Source organism: Anaerolineae bacterium, from assembly GCA_013178165.1.
GTDB lineage: Bacteria > Chloroflexota > Anaerolineae > Aggregatilineales > Ch27 > Ch27.
The window spans coordinates 12813-31234 of the sequence record JABLXG010000005.1; the positions used below are offsets into that span (position 1 = coordinate 12813).

Consider the following 18422-nt stretch of genomic DNA (forward strand, 5'->3'; position numbering starts at 1 on the left):
GTTGTATTGTTGGCGCGTCCGCGCCATGTCCGCGTACTAGACGCGGCGCTTCTTGGGCGGCCGGCACCCGTTGTGCGCGACCGGGGTCACATCCGTGATCGAGCGAACCTTGAGGCCGCTGGCCTGGATCGCGCGGATGGCCGCTTCACGACCGGGGCCGGGGCCTTTGACTACAATATCCACCTCCTGCATCCCGTGCTCCTGGGCGGTGGCGCTGGCCTGCTGCGCCGCCAGACGCGCCGCGTAGGGCGTGCTCTTGCGGGAACCTTTGAAGCCGGAGGTACCGGCGCTGGCCCACGAGATCACGTTGCCCTGCTGATCGGTCAGGCTCACGATGGTGTTGTTGAAGGTGGCATGGATATGGGCCTGGCCGTAAGGGATATTCTTTTTGACCTTACGCTGTGCCCCGCGGCGCGGAGCCGCCGCCTTTCTGGTACGTCCCATAGTTTCCCATCCTGCCTTGACTGGTTTACAGGTCGTTAGGCTACAAACCGGACACACCCTCCCCGGCCCGCTGGCACGCCCTCACTTCAGGCCGCCAGGACGTGCCGCGCACGCCCTGGCATGACGCTGACCGGCGACAGCCGCAGGACGGGATGGGTGATCCCGTTAGTGATTACTTCTTCTTCATGCCGCGCCGACGCCCGCGCCCGGCCACCGTCTTCTTGGGGCCTTTGCGCGTCCGGGAGTTGGTGCGGGTCCGCTGGCCGCGGACGGGCAGATGCAGGCGATGCCGCGTGCCCCGGTAGCAACCGATTTCCTGCAGACGCTTGATGTTCATCTGCACTTCGCGGCGCAGGTCCGCTTCGATCTGATACTTGCTCAGCTCCTGGCGCAGCGCGGAGGCTTCGGCTTCGGTCAGGTCTTTGGTCCGGGTGTCCGGGTTGACGCCCGTCGCTTCGATGATCTGCTTCGCTCGCGTCGGGCCAATGCCGTACAGGTACTGCAGACTGATGATGATCCGCTTGTCGCGGGGCAAATCTACACCTTGAACACGCATGCGACGTTTCCTTCGGTTTAACCCTGACGCTGCTTATGCTTGGGATTCTGGCAAATCACCATGACTCTGCCATGGCGCTTGATGATCTTGCATTTGGGACAGCGCCGCTTTACCGACGTTGTGACTTTCATGGCAATTCCCTGTGACAAACATGGTCCTTCCAGCAGACGCGAAGCTTCATTCTAGCAGAAAATGAAGGCCGAGTCTAGGGGGCTGTCAGGACAATCGGTCCGTTTTCTGTCACTGCTATCGTATGCTCGAAGTGCGCACACAACGAGCCATCGCGGGTGACCACCGTCCAGTGGTCGTCCAGGACGCGGGTTTCCGGGCGCCCCGCGTTGACCATCGGCTCCAGCGCGAAGGTCATCCCCGGCTTGAGGATCACGCTGCGCCAGCCGTAAGCCGCCGCCCGACGCGGCCACCAGTTGGGGATCTGCGGCTCCTCGTGCATCTGCCGCCCCACGCCGTGCCCGGTGTATTCCCGCACCACGCTGTAGCCCTGCCCTTCCACATACCGCTGGATGGCCTTGGAGATTTCGCTGGAATCGCGGCCCGCCTGGCTGGCCTCGATGCCGATCCACAGCGCCTGTTCCGTGACTTCCAGCAACCGCCGCACAGCAGGGCTGACCTCGCCCACGGCGTAGGTCCAGGCGGAATCGGCCACAAAGCCGTTGTAGATCGTACCGCAGTCCAGGCTGATGATATCGCCTTCCTGCAGGATACGGTCTGGCCGCGGGATGCCATGCACCAGTTCGTGGTTGATGCTGGCGTTGATTGTGGCCGGGTACGGGTGTGGGCTGCCCGGCGGGTAACCCAGGAAGGCCGGCTTGCCCCCCGCCTCGGTGATCACTCTGGCGGCGATGGCGTCCAGTTCCGCCGTGCTGACCCCCGGACGGATGGCTTCCCGCATGGCAGCATGCGCGCGGGCATTGATACGCCCGGCTTCGCGCATGATCTCCAGCTCCTCAGGGGTCTTCAGGTGGATGGCCATAGCTACTGCTTTTTTTCCCTCACTCAGCCTGATCGGCCTGCAGCATCTGCAGGATGGCCTCGGTCACTGCCTCGATAGGCCGGTCCGCCGCGATCTCCCGCAGCAGCCCGCGCTCGCGGTAGTAGTCCAGCAGCGGGCGGGTCTTGTGGTGGAACTCGGCGATGCGCTTGCGGACGGCTTCCGGCTGGTCATCGTCGCGGGTAAAGAGCCGCCCACCATCGACATCGCACACGCCCTCGACACTGGGCGGGTTGTAGCGCCGATGATAGATATGCTGTTCGTTCAGCGTGCACTGCAACCGCCCGCTGATCCGTTCAACCGCCTCATCGTCGTCGATGTGGAGGTAAAGCACAGCGGTGATCTGCTGGCCCAGCGCGTTCATCAGCGCGTCAAGCGCCTCCGCCTGGGGGCGGGTCCGCGGGAAGCCGTCCAGGATGAAACCGCGGGCGGCATCGGGCTGCATCAGCCGTTCGCGGACCACCTGGATGGTGACATCATCCGGCACCAGTTCCCCGCGGGCCATGATGGCCTGCACCTGGCGAGCCAGGGGGGTATCCTGGTCCTTCATGGCACGGAACAACCCGCCGCTGGTGATGTGCGGGATGTTCAACCGCTCTTTGATAGCAGCAGCCTGAGTGCCTTTGCCCGCGCCCTGGACCCCCATGATGATCAGGTACATCGTTTCTCCCTCACGGTTGCGCTGGCCGGGGGCCGGCCGCAACGACCGGCGCCCCGCCCTCACCCGGCACACACTAACGCATAAAGGCGTCGTAGTTGCGCATCACCAGCTGCGCTTCCAGCTGGCGCATGGTGTCGATCACCACACCGACCACGATGATCAAGCCAGCGCTGCTGATCACGAGCGCAGGATTGCTGCCGAAGTCCCCTGCCGCCTCCGGGAAGAACAGGGTATTGAGGCCCTGTACAACACCGGGCAGGACAGCAACCAGCCCCAGGAAGAGCGCGCCCACCAGCGTGATCCGCCGCACCACGTGGGTGATGAAGTCCTGGGTGCGCTTGCCGGGCCGCAGGCCGGGGATGAAACCGCCCTGCCGCTGCAGATTTTCCGACAGCTTCTGGTTCTGGATCATGACGTCGGTGTAGAAGTAGGTGAAGCCCACCACCAGCAGGAAGTACAGGAACCAGTAGGTGAAGCCCCGCTGGCTGCCGAAGGCATTGGTGATGGCGTCCCCTACCGGCCCCTTGGGGAACAGGCTGACGATCACTGCCGGGAAGGCCATGATGCTCTGGGCGAAGATCAGCGGGATCATGCCTGCCGTGTTGACGCGCAGCGGGACAAATGTGCTGCCGCCGCCGTAAATCTTACGGCCACGCACGCGCTTGCCATACTGCACCGGGATGCGCCGCACGCCTTCCTGTACCACCACGATGACGATGACGGTGATGACCGTCAGGCCCACGAAAACCGCGATGTTGAACAGCGCGTTAGGGCTGTTGAGGATCAGGCGACCCAAGTTATAGGGCACGCGGGCCACGATGCCGGAGAAAATGATGACGCTCAGGCCCTGGCCGATGCCGTCTTCAGTGATCAGGTTGCCCAGCCAGATGGCGAACATTGTCCCGGCGGTCATGGTGATGATCGTTGAGAGCGTGATGAACGGATCGCTGCCAAAGCCGGCCACGATCTGCTCGCCGCCGGCCAGGCTGGTGAAGATGTTGATCTGCCCCCAGGCCTGCAACGCCGCCATCGGGATCGCCAGGTAGTAGGTGTACTGGTTCAGTTTTTCCTGGCCGCCCGGCTCGCGCTGAATTTCTTCCAGCTGCGGGATGATCGGCGTCAGGAGCTGGATGATGATCTGGGCGGTGATGAACGGGTAAACGCCGTTGGCCATCACGCTGAAGTTGTGGACCGCCCCACCCGACAGCAGGTTCAGCACGTTGACCAGCCCCGCGCCCTCGCTGTTGAACAGCGCCTGCAGGGCGTCGCGGTTCACACCCGGCACGGGCACATGGGCTGCGAACTGGTACACGACCAGGATCAGCAGGGTATAGAGCAGCTTGTTGCGCAAATCCGGCAGGCGGAATGCGTTCTTCAGAGCCTCGATCATGGGTGTGTCCTCAGCTTAACTCCACATAGTACGGCCCCCGGGGCGCAGTCTCTGCGGACGCAGACTCTGCGGGCGCAAAGACCGCGCCCCCTGCCGTATTCCGAAGGCGCGGTGAGATTGTAGCGCAGACTCAGCCAGCCTGCTGGCGGGACTTCAGCGCCGCAAGTTGCTCCTTGCGCAGTTTCTTGACAGTCGCCAGCGCGCCGGTCAGCGCCAGCTTGAGCGTTTCAACCCTGCCACCTGCCGCTTCGATCTTCTGCTGGGCGGCGCTGGAGAAGCGATGCGCCTGGACGGTGAGAGGCTTGTCCAGTTCGCCGCGACCCAGGACAACCACCGGCCGCTGGGCGTCGCGGATCAGGCCGCGCTCGGCCAGACTGGCGGGGGTGACAGTCGCACCGCTCTCAAACCGCTCGGCCAGGGCGTCCAGGTTGACTTCCTGGTACTCGATGCGGAAGATGTTGTTGAAGCCGCGCTTGAAGGGCAAACGGCGGGCCAGCGGCAGCTGACCACCCTCAAAGTAGAGGCCCTTGTTCGGGCCGCTGCGCGCGCCCTGGCCCTTGGTACCGCGCCCGGAGGTCTTGCCCCCGCCAGCAGCGATACCGCGACCGATGCGTGTTTTCTTCTTCTTGGCGCCCGGATTAGGACGCAGGTCATGCAGTTTCATTGCGCTCAACTTCCTCGACATTCACCAGGTGCACCACCTTGGCGATCATGCCCCGGACCTGGGGCGTGTCGGCGTGGAGCACGCTCTGGTTCATCCTGTGCAACCCCAGGGCGCGGACGGTGCGCTTTTGCCGCTCGGTGTAACCGATGACGCTCTTGACCAGGGTGACTTTCAGGGCTTTGGTGCTCATGCCTGGGTCTCCTGTCTGCGGCGCCGCCAGAACGGCTGGATGTCTTCCGGTTTCTTGCCGCGCATCGCCGCCAGTTCATCGATCTGCTTGAGCTGGAGCAGCGCGTCCAGGGTGGCAAAAGCCACATTCAGGGTGTTGGAACTGCCACGGCTCTTGGTCAGGATGTCATGGATGCCCACCGCTTCCAGCACGGCGCGGACGCTACCAGCAGCGATCACGCCGGTGCCCGGCGAGGCCGGGCGCAGCAGCACCTCTGCCCCGCCATGGCGCCCCACAACCTCGTGGGGGATGGTGGTGCCTTCCAGAGCGATCTCCCGCATAGCCTTGCGGGCGTGCTCCGAACCCTTGCGGATGCTATCCGGCACACCGCGGCTCTTGCCCACGCCAACGCCGACCCGCCCCCTGTTGTCGCCAACGACAACGACGGTGCGGAAGGCGAAATGGCGGCCACCCTTGACTACTTTGGCGACACGGGTGATATCAATGACGCGCTCGTCCAGCTCGTCCCGTTCTTCTTCGCGGCGGTCGCGCCGGGGTCCCCGATTCGGTTTTCCAGTCATGTGCGACTCCTAGAACTCCAAGCCACCTTCACGGGCGCCTTCAGCCAGGGCCTTCACCCGGCCCTGATACTTCCAGCCGCCGCGGTCAAAGACAACAGTGGTAATGCCTGCCTGCTTGGCCCGCGCGGCCAGCGCCTTGCCAACGATGCGGGCAGCTTCGGTCTTATTCAGGTCGGCGCACTGCTTGCGCAGTTCGCCGTCAATCGTCGAGGCCGAGACCAGGGTACGCCCGGCCTGGTCGTCGATCACCTGAGCGTAAATGTGCTCGCTGCTGCGGAAGACGTTCAGGCGTGGCCGTTCTGCCGTGCCAGAGAGATGCGCACGGATGCGGCGGTGCCGACGCAGACGCGCAACATACTTCTTACTTGTCTTAGCCATTGATCACTACCCCGCCTTCCCGGCTTTGCCGGCCTTGCGGCGCACGACCTCATCACGGTAGCGGATGCCCTTGCCATGGTACGGCTCCGGCGGGCGCCACCGGCGGATATCAGCCGCAACCTGGCCGACCGTTTGCTTGTCAATGCCTTCTACGATGATGAACCGCCCGCGCTCTTCCACCGAAAACTTGATGTTCTCCGGCGGCTCGATGACCACGTCGTGGGAGAACCCCAGCTTGAGGACCAGCTTGTTGCCGTCCATCTGGGCGCTGTAACCCACCCCGACGATCTCCATCTCCTTGCGGAAGCCCTGGCTGACCCCGGTCACCATGTTGCTGAGCAGGGCGCGGGTCAGGCCATGCAGGGCGCGGTGATGGCGCTGGTCGGTCGGGCGGGTGATGACGAGCTGGCCATTTTCTTCCGCGATCTGCATATCGGGGTGGAAGGAACGGTGCAGTTCGCCCTTGGGACCTTTGACGGTCACGTCTGGCCCCTTGATTTCCACCTGGACCTTGGCTGGCAGGGTAATGGGTTTCTTACCAATTCGAGACATCGCTTGACCCTTCCCTTACCACACTTTGCAGAGGACTTCGCCGCCAACGCCCCGACGACGGGCTTCGTCGGCGGTCATGACGCCCTGCGAGGTCGACACGATGGCGATGCCCATGCCGCTGAGCACCCAGGGCAGGTCGCGGCGTCCGCTATAGACGCGGCGACCCGGACGGCTGATGCGCTCCAGGCCGGTGATAACCGGGCGGCGGTGACGGCGATCGCCGTAGTACTTCAGTTCCACGTTGATCATCGGGAACGGCTTTTCGTCGCCGAGCCGATAGTCAACGATATACCCTTCTTCTTTGAGAATGCGCGCGATCTCCTGCTTAAGCTTGGAGTTGGGGATCTTCACCGTGGTGTGTCCCGCCATCAAGCCGTTACGGATCCGCGTGAGCATGTCTGCGATAGGGTCGCTATGCATGAGGCCACTCCTACCAGCTCGACTTGACGACACCAGGAATCTTGCCCTGGAGCGCCAGTTCACGGAAGTGAATACGGCACAGGCCGAAGCGACGGATGTAGCCGCGTGGGCGACCACAGATCTTGCCCGAATTCGGGTCTACATACTGGCAGCGGTTGCGCACGCGGATTTTGTACTTGCGTCGCTTTTCACGGGCGACAATGGACTTCTTGGCCATAGTTCAGGAAAAACCTCCTCCTGCCCCGGCGGGTGTTTAAACGGACACCACGCAGCCGGGGTGGTTAGCGATTAATTGCGGGCAAACGGCATGCCCAGCAGGCGCAACAGTGCGCGCCCTTCCTCGTCGTTCCTGGCGGTGGTGACGATGGTGATTTCCATCCCACGCACCTTGTCGATCTTGTCGTACTGGATTTCCGGGAAGATGAGCTGCTCGCGCAGGCCCAGCGTGTAATTGCCACGCCCGTCAAATCCATCCGGGCTGACGCCCTGGAAGTCGCGCATGCGGGGCAAGGCGACATTGAACAGGCGGTCCAGCAGCGACCACATGCGCTCGCCGCGCACATCGACCTTGACCCCGATCGAACGGCCTTCACGCAGCTTGAAGGCGGCGATGCTCTTGCGGGCTTTGGTGACGACCGGGTTCTGGCCGGTGATCGTGCGCACGTCCGCCACGGCGAACTCCAGCGCCTTGGGGTTATCCAGGGCTTCGCCCACGCCAACGTTGACCACGACCTTGGCAACGCGCGGCACCTGCATCACGTTGGCAAAATTGAATTCCTTCATCAACGCCGGGACGACTTCGTCCTGGTAGCGTTGCTTGAGACGCGGAATGGCTTTGGCCATGTGTCTTTACCTCACAGCTTCAGTCAATATCGGCGCCGCACTTGCGGCAGACCCGCACCTTGCGCCCGTCTTCATTGATGCGGAAGCCGACGCGGGTCCGCGCGCTGCACTTGGGGCACACCAGCATAACGTTGCTCGCGTGCAGCGGCGCCTCGAACTCGATGATTCCGGGCTGGATCTGCTGCCGCCCGGCCTGCATAGGGCGCTGGTGCTTCTTGGCGATATTCACCTGCGCCACGACGACGCGGTTTTCCTTGGGCAGCACGCGCAGGACTTCGCCGCGCTTGCCCAGGTCCTTGCCCGCGATGACCTCAACGGTGTCGCCTTTCTTGATGCGTTGCATGATGTGCGCTCCTCTTACAGCGTTTCAGGAGCCAGCGAGACGATCTTCATGAAGCCCTTGTCACGCAGCTCACGGGCGACCGGCCCGAAGATACGGGTGCCCTTGGGGTTCTTGGTATCCCCGTCCAGGATCACCGCGGCGTTGTCGTCAAACTTGATGTAGGAACCGTCGCTGCGGCGATATTCCTTGGCTGTGCGGACGACGACAGCGCGCACAACTTCGCTCTTCTTGACCGCGCCCTGGGGCGCTGCCGACTTGATGGCGCCGATGAAGATATCACCGACCGTGGCGGTCTTCCGCTTGGAGCCGCCCAGGATGCGAATGACCAGGATCTCGCGTGCGCCGGTGTTGTCGGCAATGACCAGCCGACTCTCGTTCTGAATCATGGCAGCCTACTCCTTGTCGCTGGCGTGATGAGTCACCGCAGCGACATCCCCTGCTTCCAGGGCTTCCGCCTCGGCGGCCATCACTTCAGCCGTCACCTCGGAACCCTGGGTCAGCACCGCTTCTACCACCCAGCGCTTGCGCTTGCTGAGCGGGCGACTCTCGACAATGCGTACGACACTCCCAACCGGGATAGCGTTCGATTCGTCGTGAGCCAGGTACTTCTTGGTGGTGCGGATGATCTTGCCATACAGCCTGTGCTGGACGGCGGTCTCCACGGCCACCACCACGGTCTTGTCCATCTTGTTACTGATCACGCGGCCAACCAGCCGCCGCCGGGAATTAGGCATTGTCCTTCCCCTCCTGCCGGACGAGCGCGGCAGCAATCTCACGTTCCCGCAGGATGGTATACAGGCGGGCGATATCCTTGCGCAGGGCGCGCAGACGGCTGGTATTCTCCAGGCTGCCAGCGGCCCGCTGGAAGCGCAGGTTAAACAGCTCGGTCTTGGCGTCTTCGATCGCGCTACGGATCTCAGCGTCGCCCATCTGGCGGATGTCTTTGGGTTGCATCAGGCCATCTCCTCGCCAGTGATCGGGTCCGTGCGTTTGATGAACTTGGTCTTGATGGGCAGCTTGTAAGCGGCCATCAGCAGCGCGTCTTTCGCCACTTCTTCCGGCACGTCGGACATCTCAAACAGGACACGGCCGGGCTGCACCACGGCCACCCAGTGATCGACGGAGCCTTTGCCCTTACCCATACGGGTTTCGGCGGCTCGCTTGGTCACGGGTTTGTCCGGGAAGATGCGGATCCAGACGCGCCCGCGGCGGCGAATCTTGCGCACGATAGAACGGCGGCAGGCCTCGATCTGGCGGCTGGTGATCCAGGCCGGTTCCAGCGCCTGCAGGCCGTATTCGCCAAACTGCACTTTGGCGCCGCGGGAGGCTGTCCCGGTACGGCGGCCACGCATTTGTTTGCGGTATTTCACCCGCTTTGGCATCAACATAGTCGTTTACTCCAAGCGCTCAGCCCGTGCCATGCCCGGGGGCAACTGGCTACTGGCTGACGTACACGTCGGCAGGTTCGGCAGGCTGCTCTTCGGGCAGCTGGGTGCCCTTGTAGATCCAGACTTTGACACCGATCCGCCCGAAACCGGTCAGGGCTTCCGCCGTCCCGTAGTCGATATTGGCGCGCAGGGTGTTACGCGGCACGCGGCCATCGACCTGCCACTCGCGGCGAGCCATTTCAGAACCGCCCAGGCGCCCGCTGACCTGCACACGGATGCCCTGTGCTCCCTGGCGCATGGCCTGGGTGACGGCACGCTTCATAGCCCGGCTGTGGCTGATCCGGCGCTCCAGCTGGCTGGCGATATTGCGAGCCACCAGGATGGCGTCCATATCGGGCTTGGCAATCTCCTCAACCTCGATCTTGACCTTCTTGCCGGTCAGGGCCTCCAGGGCGGTGCGCAATTCCTTGACATTCTCGCCCTTGCGCCCGATGACGATGCCCGGCTTGGCGGTGTAGAGCGTGGTCACGACCTGGTTGGGGAAGCGCTCGATGTCCACGCGGGAGATCGCGGCCCGTTCGCCTTCGGCCATGATCTTGCGGCGGATTTCGAAGTCTTCCTGCAGCAGCTCGCGGTAGCGATCGCCCTCGGCGAACCAGCGGGCGTCCCAGTCACGATTAACCTTCAGGCGGAAGCCGATTGGATGGATTTTACGGCCCATAGTTTGGCTAAACCTCTCGTTCCTCGAGGACGATAGTCAGGTGAGAAGTCCGCTTGACACGCGGTTTGTAGCGGCCCCGTGCCCCGGCTTTGACGCGCTTGAGGCTTGGGCCTTCATCAACCACGGCAGTGTGGATGATCAGGTCCTGACGATTAAGCTCGAAGTTCTCCTCGGCATTGGCAATGGCCGATTCGAGTGTCTTGCGTGCCAGCGCTGCGCCCTTCTGGGGCATGTGCTGCAGCACGACCGACGCTTCATGGGCGTGCATCCCGCGCACCTGGTCAATGACCAGGCGCAGCTTCTGGGCCGAGATGGGCAGGTATTTGGTCCTAGCTTGAACGCGCATATCTTTCCGCCTTACCGTTTCTTCTTCTTCTCAGCCTCATGGCCGCGGAACAAACGGGTGGGGGCGAACTCGCCCAGCTTGTGGCCGACCATGTTCTCGGTGATGTAGATCGGGACATGGCGGCGGCCATCATGAACCGCCACGGTGTGGCCGACCATCTGGGGGAAGATCGTGCTGGCGCGACTCCAGGTGCGCAGGACACGCTTTTCGCCCTTCTCGTTCATCTCCTCGATACGCCTCAGCAGCTTGGGGTCAATGAACGGCCCCTTCTTGAGTGAACGCGACATACTCGCCTCTCCTTAATTACCGACGCTTGCTCCCACGCCGCCGGACGATGTACTTGTCGGTCGCCTTGTTGCGGCGGGTCTTGGCGCCGCGAGCGGGCTTGCCCCAGGGGGTCTTCGGCCCGGGCATACCGACAGGCGAACGGCCCTCGCCGCCGCCATGCGGGTGGCTGTTGGGGTCCATCGCGGAGCCGCGTACGGTAGGCCGCCAGCCCAGCCAGCGCTTGCGCCCGGCCTTGCCCAGCTTGATATTGCCATGATCGGTGTTGCCGACCTGGCCGATGGTGGCCATGCACTCCTGGCTGACCAGGCGCATCTCGCCACTGGGCAGCCGCAGGGTGACATAAGCGCCCTCTTTGGCCTGCAGCTGGGCGGAAGTCCCGGCGGCGCGGGCCATCTGCCCGCCGCGCCCCGGCTGGAACTCAATGTTGTGAACGACCGTGCCGACCGGGATATTGCGCAGTGGCAGGGCGTTGCCGTTGCGAATCTCGGCGTTTGGGCCGTTCTGCACCCGGTCGCCGACCTGCAGCCCCAGCGGCGCGATGATGTAACGCAGTTCGCCGTCTTCGTAGCGCAGCAGGGCGATCCGGGCCGAGCGATTCGGGTCGTACTCGATCGACACCACTTCCGCCGCGCAATCGAACTTGTTGCGCTTGAAGTCGATGATGCGATAGCGGCGCTTGTGCCCGCCGCCCCGATGCCGCACGGTGACGCGCCCCTGGTTGTTGCGCCCGGCGCGCTTCTTCAGCTCCTCCAGCAGCGTCTTTTCGGGCTTGCTCCGGGTGATTTCCTCGAAGGTGTAGCCCGTCATGTCACGCCGGCCGGGGGATGTGGGCTTATACGTCTTGACTGGCATGATTCACGTCCTGTGATCTTCAGGCTTTACAGATTGAACAGGTCAATGCTCTGCCCTGGGGCCAGCGTGACCACTGCCTTCTTCCAGGCCTTGGTGCGCTGGTAGACCCGGCGACCGCGCAGGCCGCGCTTGGCCGGCATGATCATCGTCGCCACGCGTTCCACCGTCACATCAAAGATCAGCTCAACAGCCTCTTTGACCTGAATCTTGTTGGCCCGCATGTCCACCTCAAAGGTGTACTGGCGATGATCGGAGGCCATGGCGTTGGTCTTTTCCGTGACCACAGGGCGCACGATGACGTCGTAGAGATGGATGCCTGCCATGTCAACCCTCCTGCGCCACGCTCAGGTACGAGCGGATCACGTCCAGCGCGCCGAGCGGCATAATGACCTTGTCATGGCTGAACAGGTCGCGGATATTCAGGTAGCTGGCGTGCAGCACGCGGGCGTTAGGCAGGTTGCGCACACTGCGCTCCACCACCTCATCGCGGCCAGGCAGGAGCACCAGGCTGCTGCCGGTGCCGGCCAGCGCTTCCAGCGCCGCGCGGGCGGCACGAGTCTTGACCTCGTCCAGCTTGAACTCGTCTACCACCACCAGTTGATCGTCGCGGACCAAGGCGCTGAGGGCGCTGCGCAGGGCCGCCCGGCGCATCTTGCGCGGCATAGCCTGGGTGTACTTGCGCGGGCGCGGGCCGTGCGCCTTGCCGCCGCCGACGAAGATCGGTGCGTTACGGCTGCCATGGCGTGCGCGGCCAGTGCCCTTCTGCCGGTACCACTTAGCCTTGGTGCGGTTGACCTCGCCGCGCGTCATGGCTTTGTGAGTGCCCAGGCGGGCGTTCGCCATCTGGCGGACATACGCCTGGTGCATCAGATCGATGTTGATCTCTGCTTCAAAGATGTCGGCCGGTAGCTCGATGGTATCCACCTCTTTACCAGCCATATTCCTCACCGGAACTTTCATGTCTTATGCTCCTGGAGGCCTACCGGCGGCTCTTGTGTGCGCGGGCAGGCTTGATCACCACCACGCCGCCTTTGGCGCCGGGGACCGATCCCCGGACCGCCAGCAGGTTGTGCTCGTCGTCAACGACCATCACCTCAAGGTTCTGGGCCGTGACACGCTGGCTGCCCATATGGCCAGCCCGGCGCGTGCCCTTGAAGACGCGGCCCGGTGTCGTGGTTGAGCTGCTTGAGCCAGGCGCGCGCTCACGGTCCGACTGGCCATGTGTCTTCGGCTGGCGGTTGAAGCCATGCCGCTTGACCGTCCCGGCGAACCCGCGGCCCTTGCTGGTGCCGACAATGTCCACCCGGTCGCCAACGATAAACGTGTTCCCCACCGTGATCTTCTGGCCTTCCTTCACGCCAGCCTCCCCGTTCCGGATCCGGAACTCGCGCAGGTACTTGAGCGCAGGGAGATTGTTGCGCTTGAGGTGGCCAAGCTGACCCCGGGTCAGGCGGGAGGGCTTGGTTTCCTCAAAGCCCAGCTGAACGGCGGTATACCCATCGTGATCCGCCGTGCGGATCTGGGTGACATAGCAAGGCCCCGCCTGAATGACGGTCACGGGGATTACCGTTCCGCTGCTGTCAAAGATTTGGGTCATCCCCATTTTTCTGCCAATGATGCCCTTCATGGTACCTCCACGGGACTGTGGCCCGCCGCACGGATACGGGGGAGCGAGCCCACATCATCCCCATCGTTCTGGTGTGTCAGGGGCAGTTTCCCCTGACGGGCCTTTCCGCTCGACCGGGCTAAATCTTGATCTCGATATCCACCCCTGCTGGCAGGTTGAGCCGCATCAGGGTATCGATCGTCTTGCTGTCCGGGTCCAGGACGTCAATCAGGCGCTTATGCGTTCGGATCTCGAAGTGCTCGTGCGAGTCCTTGTCGATGAAGGTGGAACGGCGCACGGTAAAGCGCTCGATGCGGGTAGGCAAGGGGACCGGCCCCACGACCCGCGCGCCGGTGCGCTCTGCCGTCTCGACAATGCGCCGCGCTGATTGATCCAGCACCCGGTGGTCATACGCCTTCAGGCGGATACGAATTTTCTGCTTGGCCATAGGTTCCTCTCTGGCAGCGTCCGGTCGGGCGGGCTGCGGCAGCGCCGCCTCCCGCCCTGCGCCGCTGTGGCTTACTCCAGGATCTCGGTGATGATACCGGCGCCGACGGTGAGGCCGCCTTCGCGGATGGCGAACTTGGAACCGCGTTCGAGGGCGACGGGGGTGATCAGTTCGACCTGCAGCTCGATGTTATCGCCGGGCATGACCATCTCGACGCCTTCAGGCAGGGTGATGGTGCCGGTGACGTCCATGGTGCGGATGTAGAACTGGGGGCGATAGCCGGAGAAGAAGGCCTTGTGGCGCCCGCCCTCGTCCTTGCGCAGGACATAGACGCTGCTCTTGAACTTCTTGTGGGGGGTGATGGACTTGGGGGCAGCCAGCACCATCCCCCGCTCAACCTCGTCGCGGTCGATGCCGCGCAGCAGGATACCGGCGTTGTCGCCCGCCTGGGCCTGGTCGAGTTCCTTGTGGAACATCTCGATGCCGGTGACGGTCGTCTTGACGATCTCGTCCCGCAGCCCGATAATCTCGACTTCCTCACCCTTCTTGAGCGTGCCGCGCTCCACGCGCCCGGTCACCACCGTGCCACGCCCCTTGATCGAGAAGACATCTTCGATCGGCATCAGGAAGGGCAGGTCGATCTGCCGCTCCGGCGTCGGAATGTACTCGTCGACCGTGTTCATCAACTCCCAGATCGGAGCGTACTCCGGCGCGTCCGGGTCCGTGCTGGGGCTTTCCAGCGCCTTGAGCGCCGAACCACGGATGATCGGCGTGTCCGCCGGAAACTCGTAGCTCTCCAGTAACTCGCTCAACTCCAGCTCGACCAGCTCCAGCAACTCCTCGTCTTCCATCATGTCAACCTTGTTCAGGAAGACTACCATGGCTGGCACTTCCACCTGCCGGGCCAGCAGCACGTGCTCGCGCGTCTGCGGCATCGGCCCGTCCGGCGCACTCACCACCAGGATCGCCCCGTCCATCTGCGCCGCCCCGGTGATCATGTTCTTGATGTAGTCACGGTGCCCCGGGCAGTCCACATGGGCATAGTGCCGCTTGGCCGTCTCATACTCCACATGCGAAATCGAGATGGTGATCCCACGCGCCTTCTCTTCCGGCGCATTGTCGATCGTGTCGAACGCCCGAAATTGGCCCACCCCTTCATCGCCAGCACTTTGGTGATCGCCGCCGTCAGGGTCGTCTTGCCATGATCTACATGCCCGATCGTCCCAATATTCACATGCGGCTTCGTACGCTCAAACTTGGCCATCATTTCCTCCTGATACAGTCGGGAACTAACGCTTCCCGCCTTTGACTATCTCATCGGTGATATGCTGGGGCGTCGGCGCGTAACGCGCGAACTCCATGGTGAAGTTGCCACGCCCCTGGGTCTGGTTGCGGATGACGGTGGCATACCCGAACATCTCGCCGATCGGCACCAGGGCCTTGATCGAGGAGAAGCCATTGCCACGCGGTTCCATGCCGGTGATCGTGCCGCGCCGCGCCGACAGGTCGCCCATGATATCGCCGGTGAATTCCTCAGGTACGACCACTTCCACCCGCATCACCGGCTCCAACAAGATCGGCGCTCCTCGCTGGACACCTTCCTTGAGCGCCAGCGAACCGGCGATCTTGAAGGCGATTTCCGAAGAGTCCACCTCGTGGTAGCTACCATCCACCAGGGTTGCCTTGATGCGGGTAACCGGATAACCGGCCAGCACACCACCGGTCATAGCTTCCTCAATGCCCCGCTTCACCGGCTGGATGTACTCCTTGGGGATGGTGCCGCCAACGATCTTGTTTTCGAACACAAAGTTCTCCGTCGAGTCCTCCGGCAGCGGCTCGAATTCCACAACGACATGGCCGTACTGACCGGAGCCGCCGGTCTGGCGCACAAAGCGCCCTTCCGCCCGGACGGGTCGGGTGATCGTCTCGCGGTAAGCCACGCGCGGCTTGCCCACCCGCGCCCCAACCTTGAATTCGCGCAGCATGCGGTCTACCAGCACCTCCAGGTGCAGCTCGCCCATGCCGTGGATCAGCGTCTGGCCGACGGCTTCATCCACCTTGACGACAAAGGTTGGGTCTTCTTCAGCCAGCTTACGCAGGGCCTCGGCCATCTTGTCCTGGTCGGCCTTGGTCTTCGGTTCGATTGCCACCGAGATCACCGGTTCAGGGAAGGTGATCGACTCCAGCAGGATCGGGGCGTCAGCGTCGGAAAGCGTCTCGCCGGTGAAGGTATCCTTGAGGCCCAGCGTAGCGGCGATATCGCCGGCGTGAACCTCCTCCACATCTTCCCGGCGGTCGGCGAACATGCGCACGACCCGCCCGATGCGTTCCTTCTTGCCCTTGGACGTGTTCTGCACGCTGCTGCCAGCACGCAACACGCCGGAGTAAACCCGGAAGAAGGCCAGCCGCCCCACAAAAGGATCGGTGATGATCTTGAAGACCAGGGCGCTGAGCGGCTCATTATCGCTGGCATGGCGGATGACCGGCTGCTCCGTGCGTGGATCGATGCCCTGAATGGGCGGGATATCCAGCGGGGAAGGCAGGTAATCGACCACCGCATCCAACAGGAGCTGCACGCCGCGGTTCTTGAGGGCGGAACCAACCAGGATGGGCTGAAGCTTATTGGCAATCGTAGCCTTGCGCAGGGCAGCCCGCAGTTCATCGTTGTCGATCGTCTCCTCCAGGAGGTACTTCTCCATGAGGGTGTCGTCGCTTTCAACGATGGTCTCGATCATCCGGGCGCGGGCGGCTTGCGCCTCGGCCAGGAAGTCGGCGGGGATATCCACGCGCTCAATCTGGGTGCCCAGGTCATCGCCGTAGGTGACCAGCTTCATGTCGAACAGGTCGACGATTCCGCGGAAGGTTTCACCCTGGCCGTAGGGGAGCTGGACAGGCACCGGTTGGGCATGCAGGCGCTCGCGGATCATCTCGACCACGCGATCGAAGTCAGCACCGACGCGATCGAACTTATTGATGAAGCAGATGCGCGGGACGTGGTACTCGTTGGCCTGCCGCCAGACGGTCTCTGACTGCGGCTCAACCCCGGCGACGCCATCAAAGACCACCACCCCGCCATCGAGCACGCGCAGGCTGCGCTGCACCTCGGCGGTGAAGTCCACATGGCCGGGCGTGTCGATCAGGTTGATCTGGTGATCGCGCCAGTAAGCAGTAACCGCAGCGGCGGTGATGGTGATCCCGCGCTCGCGTTCCTGCTCCATATAATCGGTGGTGGCAGCGCCGTCATGAACCTCGCCCATGCGGTGCACCCGACCGGTGTAGTAGAGCACCCGCTCGGTGGTAGTTGTTTTGCCCGCGTCGATGTGCGCGATGATGCCGATGTTGCGCACTCTGGCGAGGTCTAGGGACTTGCTGTCGTTCTTCTGAGCCACAGTTTTGCTACTCGTTACTTACTCGTGCGTCAGGGACGCTTTTACCAGCGATAGTGCGCAAAAGCGCGGTTGGCTTCCGCCATGCGATGGGTGTCGTCGCGCTTCTTAATCGAGGCACCCTGGTTATTGGCCGCGTCGAGCAACTCACCCGCCAGCTTCTCGGCCATGTTACGGCCACCACGCTTGCGCGAATTCTCCAGAATCCAGCGCATGGCCAGGGACATGGCGCGGTGCGGGGGAACTTCCACCGGGACCTGATAGGTGGAGCCGCCCACACGGCGCGGCTTGACTTCAACCGCCGGGGTGACATTGCGCAGCGCCTGCTCAAAGACCTCGACGGGGTCCTTCTTGCTGCGGGCCTCGACCAGGGCCAGCGCGTCGTACATGATCCGCTGAGCGACGCTCTTCTTGCCAGCCCTCATCAGGCGGTTGATGAACATCGTGACTTTGACGTTGCCATAACGGACGTCAGGAGCGATTTCCCGCTTAGGGGGGCGATACCTTCTGGGCATGCTTGACTCCCTTAAACCAATAGGTTACCAGCCGATGGCGATGGCCTCCGGCGCTGACGCTTACTTCGGCCGCTTGGCGCCGTACTTGCTGCGGCCCTGCTGCCGATTCTGGACGCCATCCGTATCCAGCGTGCCGCGCACGATGTGATAACGCACGCCGGGCAGGTCCTTCACACGACCACCGCGCACCAGCACAACGCTGTGCTCCTGCAGGCCATGGCCCTCACCCGGGATATAGGCCGTGACCTCGATCCCGTTGGAGAGACGAACGCGGGCGATCTTGCGCAGCGCCGAGTTCGGCTTCTTGGGGGTCATCGTACGCACCTGGGTGCAGACGCCACGCTTCTGCGGCGCCCCCTTGGGCCGGCGCTTGCGCCGCTGCGAGAACGAGTTGAAGGTATACAACAAGGCGGGCGCGGAGCTCTTTTTCCTCTTGGCCTCGCGGCCTTTGCGGATCAACTGGTTGATAGTCGGCATTCTGTTTCTCCGTGTCTTGCTGCCGTTCTTGCACGCAAACGGGCGAATCCAATCGCCCGTTACTTGCCCTGCTTCCTCACAAGCGCCGAGGCCAACCCCGCAAACAACTCAAGCAATTGGCCTCTGGCTTGCGACGCTCACTAAATTCGGCGGACCATTGCCCTGACAGGCAGGGATAGCCCCCGGGTGATAGACGGGATTGGACTTACATCATAGCAGGAGCAGATGGGGGAGTCAAGCCTTTTTCGGCCTACCCGCCAAACCTGTAGGAGGTTCCGGCCACAGCCCCACCCTCTCTTCCAAAACTGAAAAGAGCCGCCCCCCACACACGCCACCCGGCGTTGCCTTTCCTAACGGGCGGCGGTTACAATTTGCCCGTCCTATC

30 protein-coding genes and 1 pseudogene are annotated in these 18422 nt (G+C 63.1%); all 31 read right to left on the reverse strand.

Translation table 11 applies throughout. The features are described 5' to 3' along the window. Window positions 1-36: 36 nt before the first annotated feature. Window positions 37-444 (reverse strand): 30S ribosomal protein S11, encoded by a 408-nt coding sequence (rpsK, locus tag HPY64_05270; protein ID NPV66539.1) that lies wholly within the window; start codon window positions 442-444, stop codon window positions 37-39. A gap of 172 nt (window positions 445-616) precedes the next feature. Further along, a complete protein-coding gene (rpsM, locus tag HPY64_05275) occupies window positions 617-1000 on the reverse strand; it encodes a 30S ribosomal protein S13 (protein ID NPV66540.1) in 384 nt (127 codons plus the stop codon). Window positions 1001-1017: 17 nt separating this feature from the next. After that, window positions 1018-1131 (reverse strand): 50S ribosomal protein L36, encoded by a 114-nt coding sequence (gene rpmJ, locus HPY64_05280; GenBank protein ID NPV66541.1) that lies wholly within the window; start codon window positions 1129-1131, stop codon window positions 1018-1020. A 74-nt stretch (window positions 1132-1205) separates the two neighbouring features. Then, window positions 1206-1991 carry a type I methionyl aminopeptidase gene (map, locus tag HPY64_05285; GenBank protein ID NPV66542.1) on the reverse strand — a complete coding sequence of 262 codons (786 nt, stop codon included), beginning with the start codon at window positions 1989-1991 and terminating at the stop codon, window positions 1206-1208. 19 nt (window positions 1992-2010) lie between these two features. Further along, on the reverse strand, window positions 2011-2670 hold the full coding sequence (locus HPY64_05290; protein ID NPV66543.1) for an adenylate kinase: 660 nt from the start codon (window positions 2668-2670) through the stop codon (window positions 2011-2013). Between the two features lie 73 nt (window positions 2671-2743). Further along, the gene (secY, locus tag HPY64_05295) at window positions 2744-4060 is read right to left on the reverse strand and encodes a preprotein translocase subunit SecY (GenBank protein NPV66544.1); all 1317 of its coding nucleotides are present in this window, start codon (window positions 4058-4060) and stop codon (window positions 2744-2746) included. A 130-nt stretch (window positions 4061-4190) separates the two neighbouring features. Continuing rightward, the gene (rplO, locus tag HPY64_05300; GenBank protein NPV66545.1) at window positions 4191-4724 is read right to left on the reverse strand and encodes a 50S ribosomal protein L15; all 534 of its coding nucleotides are present in this window, start codon (window positions 4722-4724) and stop codon (window positions 4191-4193) included. Then, on the reverse strand, window positions 4711-4914 hold the full coding sequence (gene rpmD, locus HPY64_05305; protein ID NPV66546.1) for a 50S ribosomal protein L30: 204 nt from the start codon (window positions 4912-4914) through the stop codon (window positions 4711-4713). Before rpmD ends, rplO begins: the two co-directional genes overlap by 14 nt. Then, complete coding sequence (rpsE, locus tag HPY64_05310; GenBank protein ID NPV66547.1) at window positions 4911-5474, reverse strand: 30S ribosomal protein S5; 564 nt, start codon at window positions 5472-5474, stop codon at window positions 4911-4913. The genes rpmD and rpsE overlap by 4 nt, the downstream gene beginning before the upstream one ends. 9 nt (window positions 5475-5483) lie before the next feature. Then, the gene (locus HPY64_05315) at window positions 5484-5852 is read right to left on the reverse strand and encodes a 50S ribosomal protein L18 (protein ID NPV66548.1); all 369 of its coding nucleotides are present in this window, start codon (window positions 5850-5852) and stop codon (window positions 5484-5486) included. A 6-nt stretch (window positions 5853-5858) separates the two neighbouring features. Next, window positions 5859-6404: a 50S ribosomal protein L6 gene (rplF, locus tag HPY64_05320; GenBank protein NPV66549.1), complete on the reverse strand. Its 546-nt coding sequence runs from the start codon at window positions 6402-6404 to the stop codon at window positions 5859-5861. A 15-nt stretch (window positions 6405-6419) separates the two neighbouring features. Beyond that, the gene (gene rpsH, locus HPY64_05325; protein NPV66550.1) at window positions 6420-6824 is read right to left on the reverse strand and encodes a 30S ribosomal protein S8; all 405 of its coding nucleotides are present in this window, start codon (window positions 6822-6824) and stop codon (window positions 6420-6422) included. Between the two features lie 10 nt (window positions 6825-6834). After that, window positions 6835-7041 carry a type Z 30S ribosomal protein S14 gene (locus tag HPY64_05330; GenBank protein NPV66551.1) on the reverse strand — a complete coding sequence of 69 codons (207 nt, stop codon included), beginning with the start codon at window positions 7039-7041 and terminating at the stop codon, window positions 6835-6837. A 71-nt stretch (window positions 7042-7112) separates the two neighbouring features. Continuing rightward, the gene (gene rplE / locus HPY64_05335; GenBank protein NPV66552.1) at window positions 7113-7655 is read right to left on the reverse strand and encodes a 50S ribosomal protein L5; all 543 of its coding nucleotides are present in this window, start codon (window positions 7653-7655) and stop codon (window positions 7113-7115) included. Window positions 7656-7686: 31 nt separating this feature from the next. Continuing rightward, window positions 7687-8010, reverse strand: coding sequence for a 50S ribosomal protein L24 (locus HPY64_05340; GenBank protein ID NPV66553.1), 324 nt, complete (start codon window positions 8008-8010; stop codon window positions 7687-7689). A gap of 14 nt (window positions 8011-8024) precedes the next feature. Beyond that, a complete protein-coding gene (rplN, locus tag HPY64_05345; protein ID NPV66554.1) occupies window positions 8025-8396 on the reverse strand; it encodes a 50S ribosomal protein L14 in 372 nt (123 codons plus the stop codon). 6 nt (window positions 8397-8402) lie between these two features. Continuing rightward, complete coding sequence (rpsQ, locus tag HPY64_05350) at window positions 8403-8744, reverse strand: 30S ribosomal protein S17 (protein ID NPV66555.1); 342 nt, start codon at window positions 8742-8744, stop codon at window positions 8403-8405. Further along, a complete protein-coding gene (rpmC, locus tag HPY64_05355) occupies window positions 8737-8964 on the reverse strand; it encodes a 50S ribosomal protein L29 (protein NPV66556.1) in 228 nt (75 codons plus the stop codon). Before rpmC ends, rpsQ begins: the two co-directional genes overlap by 8 nt. Further along, the gene (rplP, locus tag HPY64_05360) at window positions 8964-9398 is read right to left on the reverse strand and encodes a 50S ribosomal protein L16 (protein ID NPV66557.1); all 435 of its coding nucleotides are present in this window, start codon (window positions 9396-9398) and stop codon (window positions 8964-8966) included. The genes rpmC and rplP overlap by 1 nt, the downstream gene beginning before the upstream one ends. Before the next feature lie 49 nt (window positions 9399-9447). Then, complete coding sequence (rpsC, locus tag HPY64_05365) at window positions 9448-10119, reverse strand: 30S ribosomal protein S3 (protein NPV66558.1); 672 nt, start codon at window positions 10117-10119, stop codon at window positions 9448-9450. A 7-nt stretch (window positions 10120-10126) separates the two neighbouring features. Beyond that, window positions 10127-10465 (reverse strand): 50S ribosomal protein L22, encoded by a 339-nt coding sequence (gene rplV, locus HPY64_05370; protein NPV66559.1) that lies wholly within the window; start codon window positions 10463-10465, stop codon window positions 10127-10129. 11 nt (window positions 10466-10476) lie between these two features. Continuing rightward, on the reverse strand, window positions 10477-10752 hold the full coding sequence (gene rpsS, locus HPY64_05375; GenBank protein NPV66560.1) for a 30S ribosomal protein S19: 276 nt from the start codon (window positions 10750-10752) through the stop codon (window positions 10477-10479). 16 nt (window positions 10753-10768) lie between these two features. Next, window positions 10769-11605 carry a 50S ribosomal protein L2 gene (rplB, locus tag HPY64_05380; protein ID NPV66561.1) on the reverse strand — a complete coding sequence of 279 codons (837 nt, stop codon included), beginning with the start codon at window positions 11603-11605 and terminating at the stop codon, window positions 10769-10771. 26 nt (window positions 11606-11631) lie between these two features. Beyond that, complete coding sequence (gene rplW / locus HPY64_05385) at window positions 11632-11919, reverse strand: 50S ribosomal protein L23 (protein ID NPV66562.1); 288 nt, start codon at window positions 11917-11919, stop codon at window positions 11632-11634. Between the two features lie 10 nt (window positions 11920-11929). After that, a complete protein-coding gene (gene rplD, locus HPY64_05390) occupies window positions 11930-12565 on the reverse strand; it encodes a 50S ribosomal protein L4 (GenBank protein ID NPV66563.1) in 636 nt (211 codons plus the stop codon). A gap of 19 nt (window positions 12566-12584) precedes the next feature. Further along, window positions 12585-13232 (reverse strand): 50S ribosomal protein L3, encoded by a 648-nt coding sequence (gene rplC / locus HPY64_05395; protein NPV66564.1) that lies wholly within the window; start codon window positions 13230-13232, stop codon window positions 12585-12587. A 118-nt stretch (window positions 13233-13350) separates the two neighbouring features. After that, complete coding sequence (rpsJ, locus tag HPY64_05400) at window positions 13351-13659, reverse strand: 30S ribosomal protein S10 (protein NPV66565.1); 309 nt, start codon at window positions 13657-13659, stop codon at window positions 13351-13353. Window positions 13660-13730: 71 nt separating this feature from the next. Next, window positions 13731-14923 (reverse strand): annotated as a pseudogene (gene tuf / locus HPY64_05405) (elongation factor Tu). 25 nt (window positions 14924-14948) lie between these two features. Further along, entirely contained in the window at window positions 14949-17048 is a 2100-nt protein-coding gene (gene fusA / locus HPY64_05410; GenBank protein NPV66566.1) for an elongation factor G, read from the reverse strand. Between the two features lie 41 nt (window positions 17049-17089). After that, window positions 17090-17560, reverse strand: coding sequence for a 30S ribosomal protein S7 (gene rpsG / locus HPY64_05415; protein ID NPV66567.1), 471 nt, complete (start codon window positions 17558-17560; stop codon window positions 17090-17092). A gap of 60 nt (window positions 17561-17620) precedes the next feature. Continuing rightward, window positions 17621-18037 (reverse strand): 30S ribosomal protein S12, encoded by a 417-nt coding sequence (gene rpsL, locus HPY64_05420; GenBank protein NPV66568.1) that lies wholly within the window; start codon window positions 18035-18037, stop codon window positions 17621-17623. Window positions 18038-18422 lie beyond the last annotated feature (385 nt).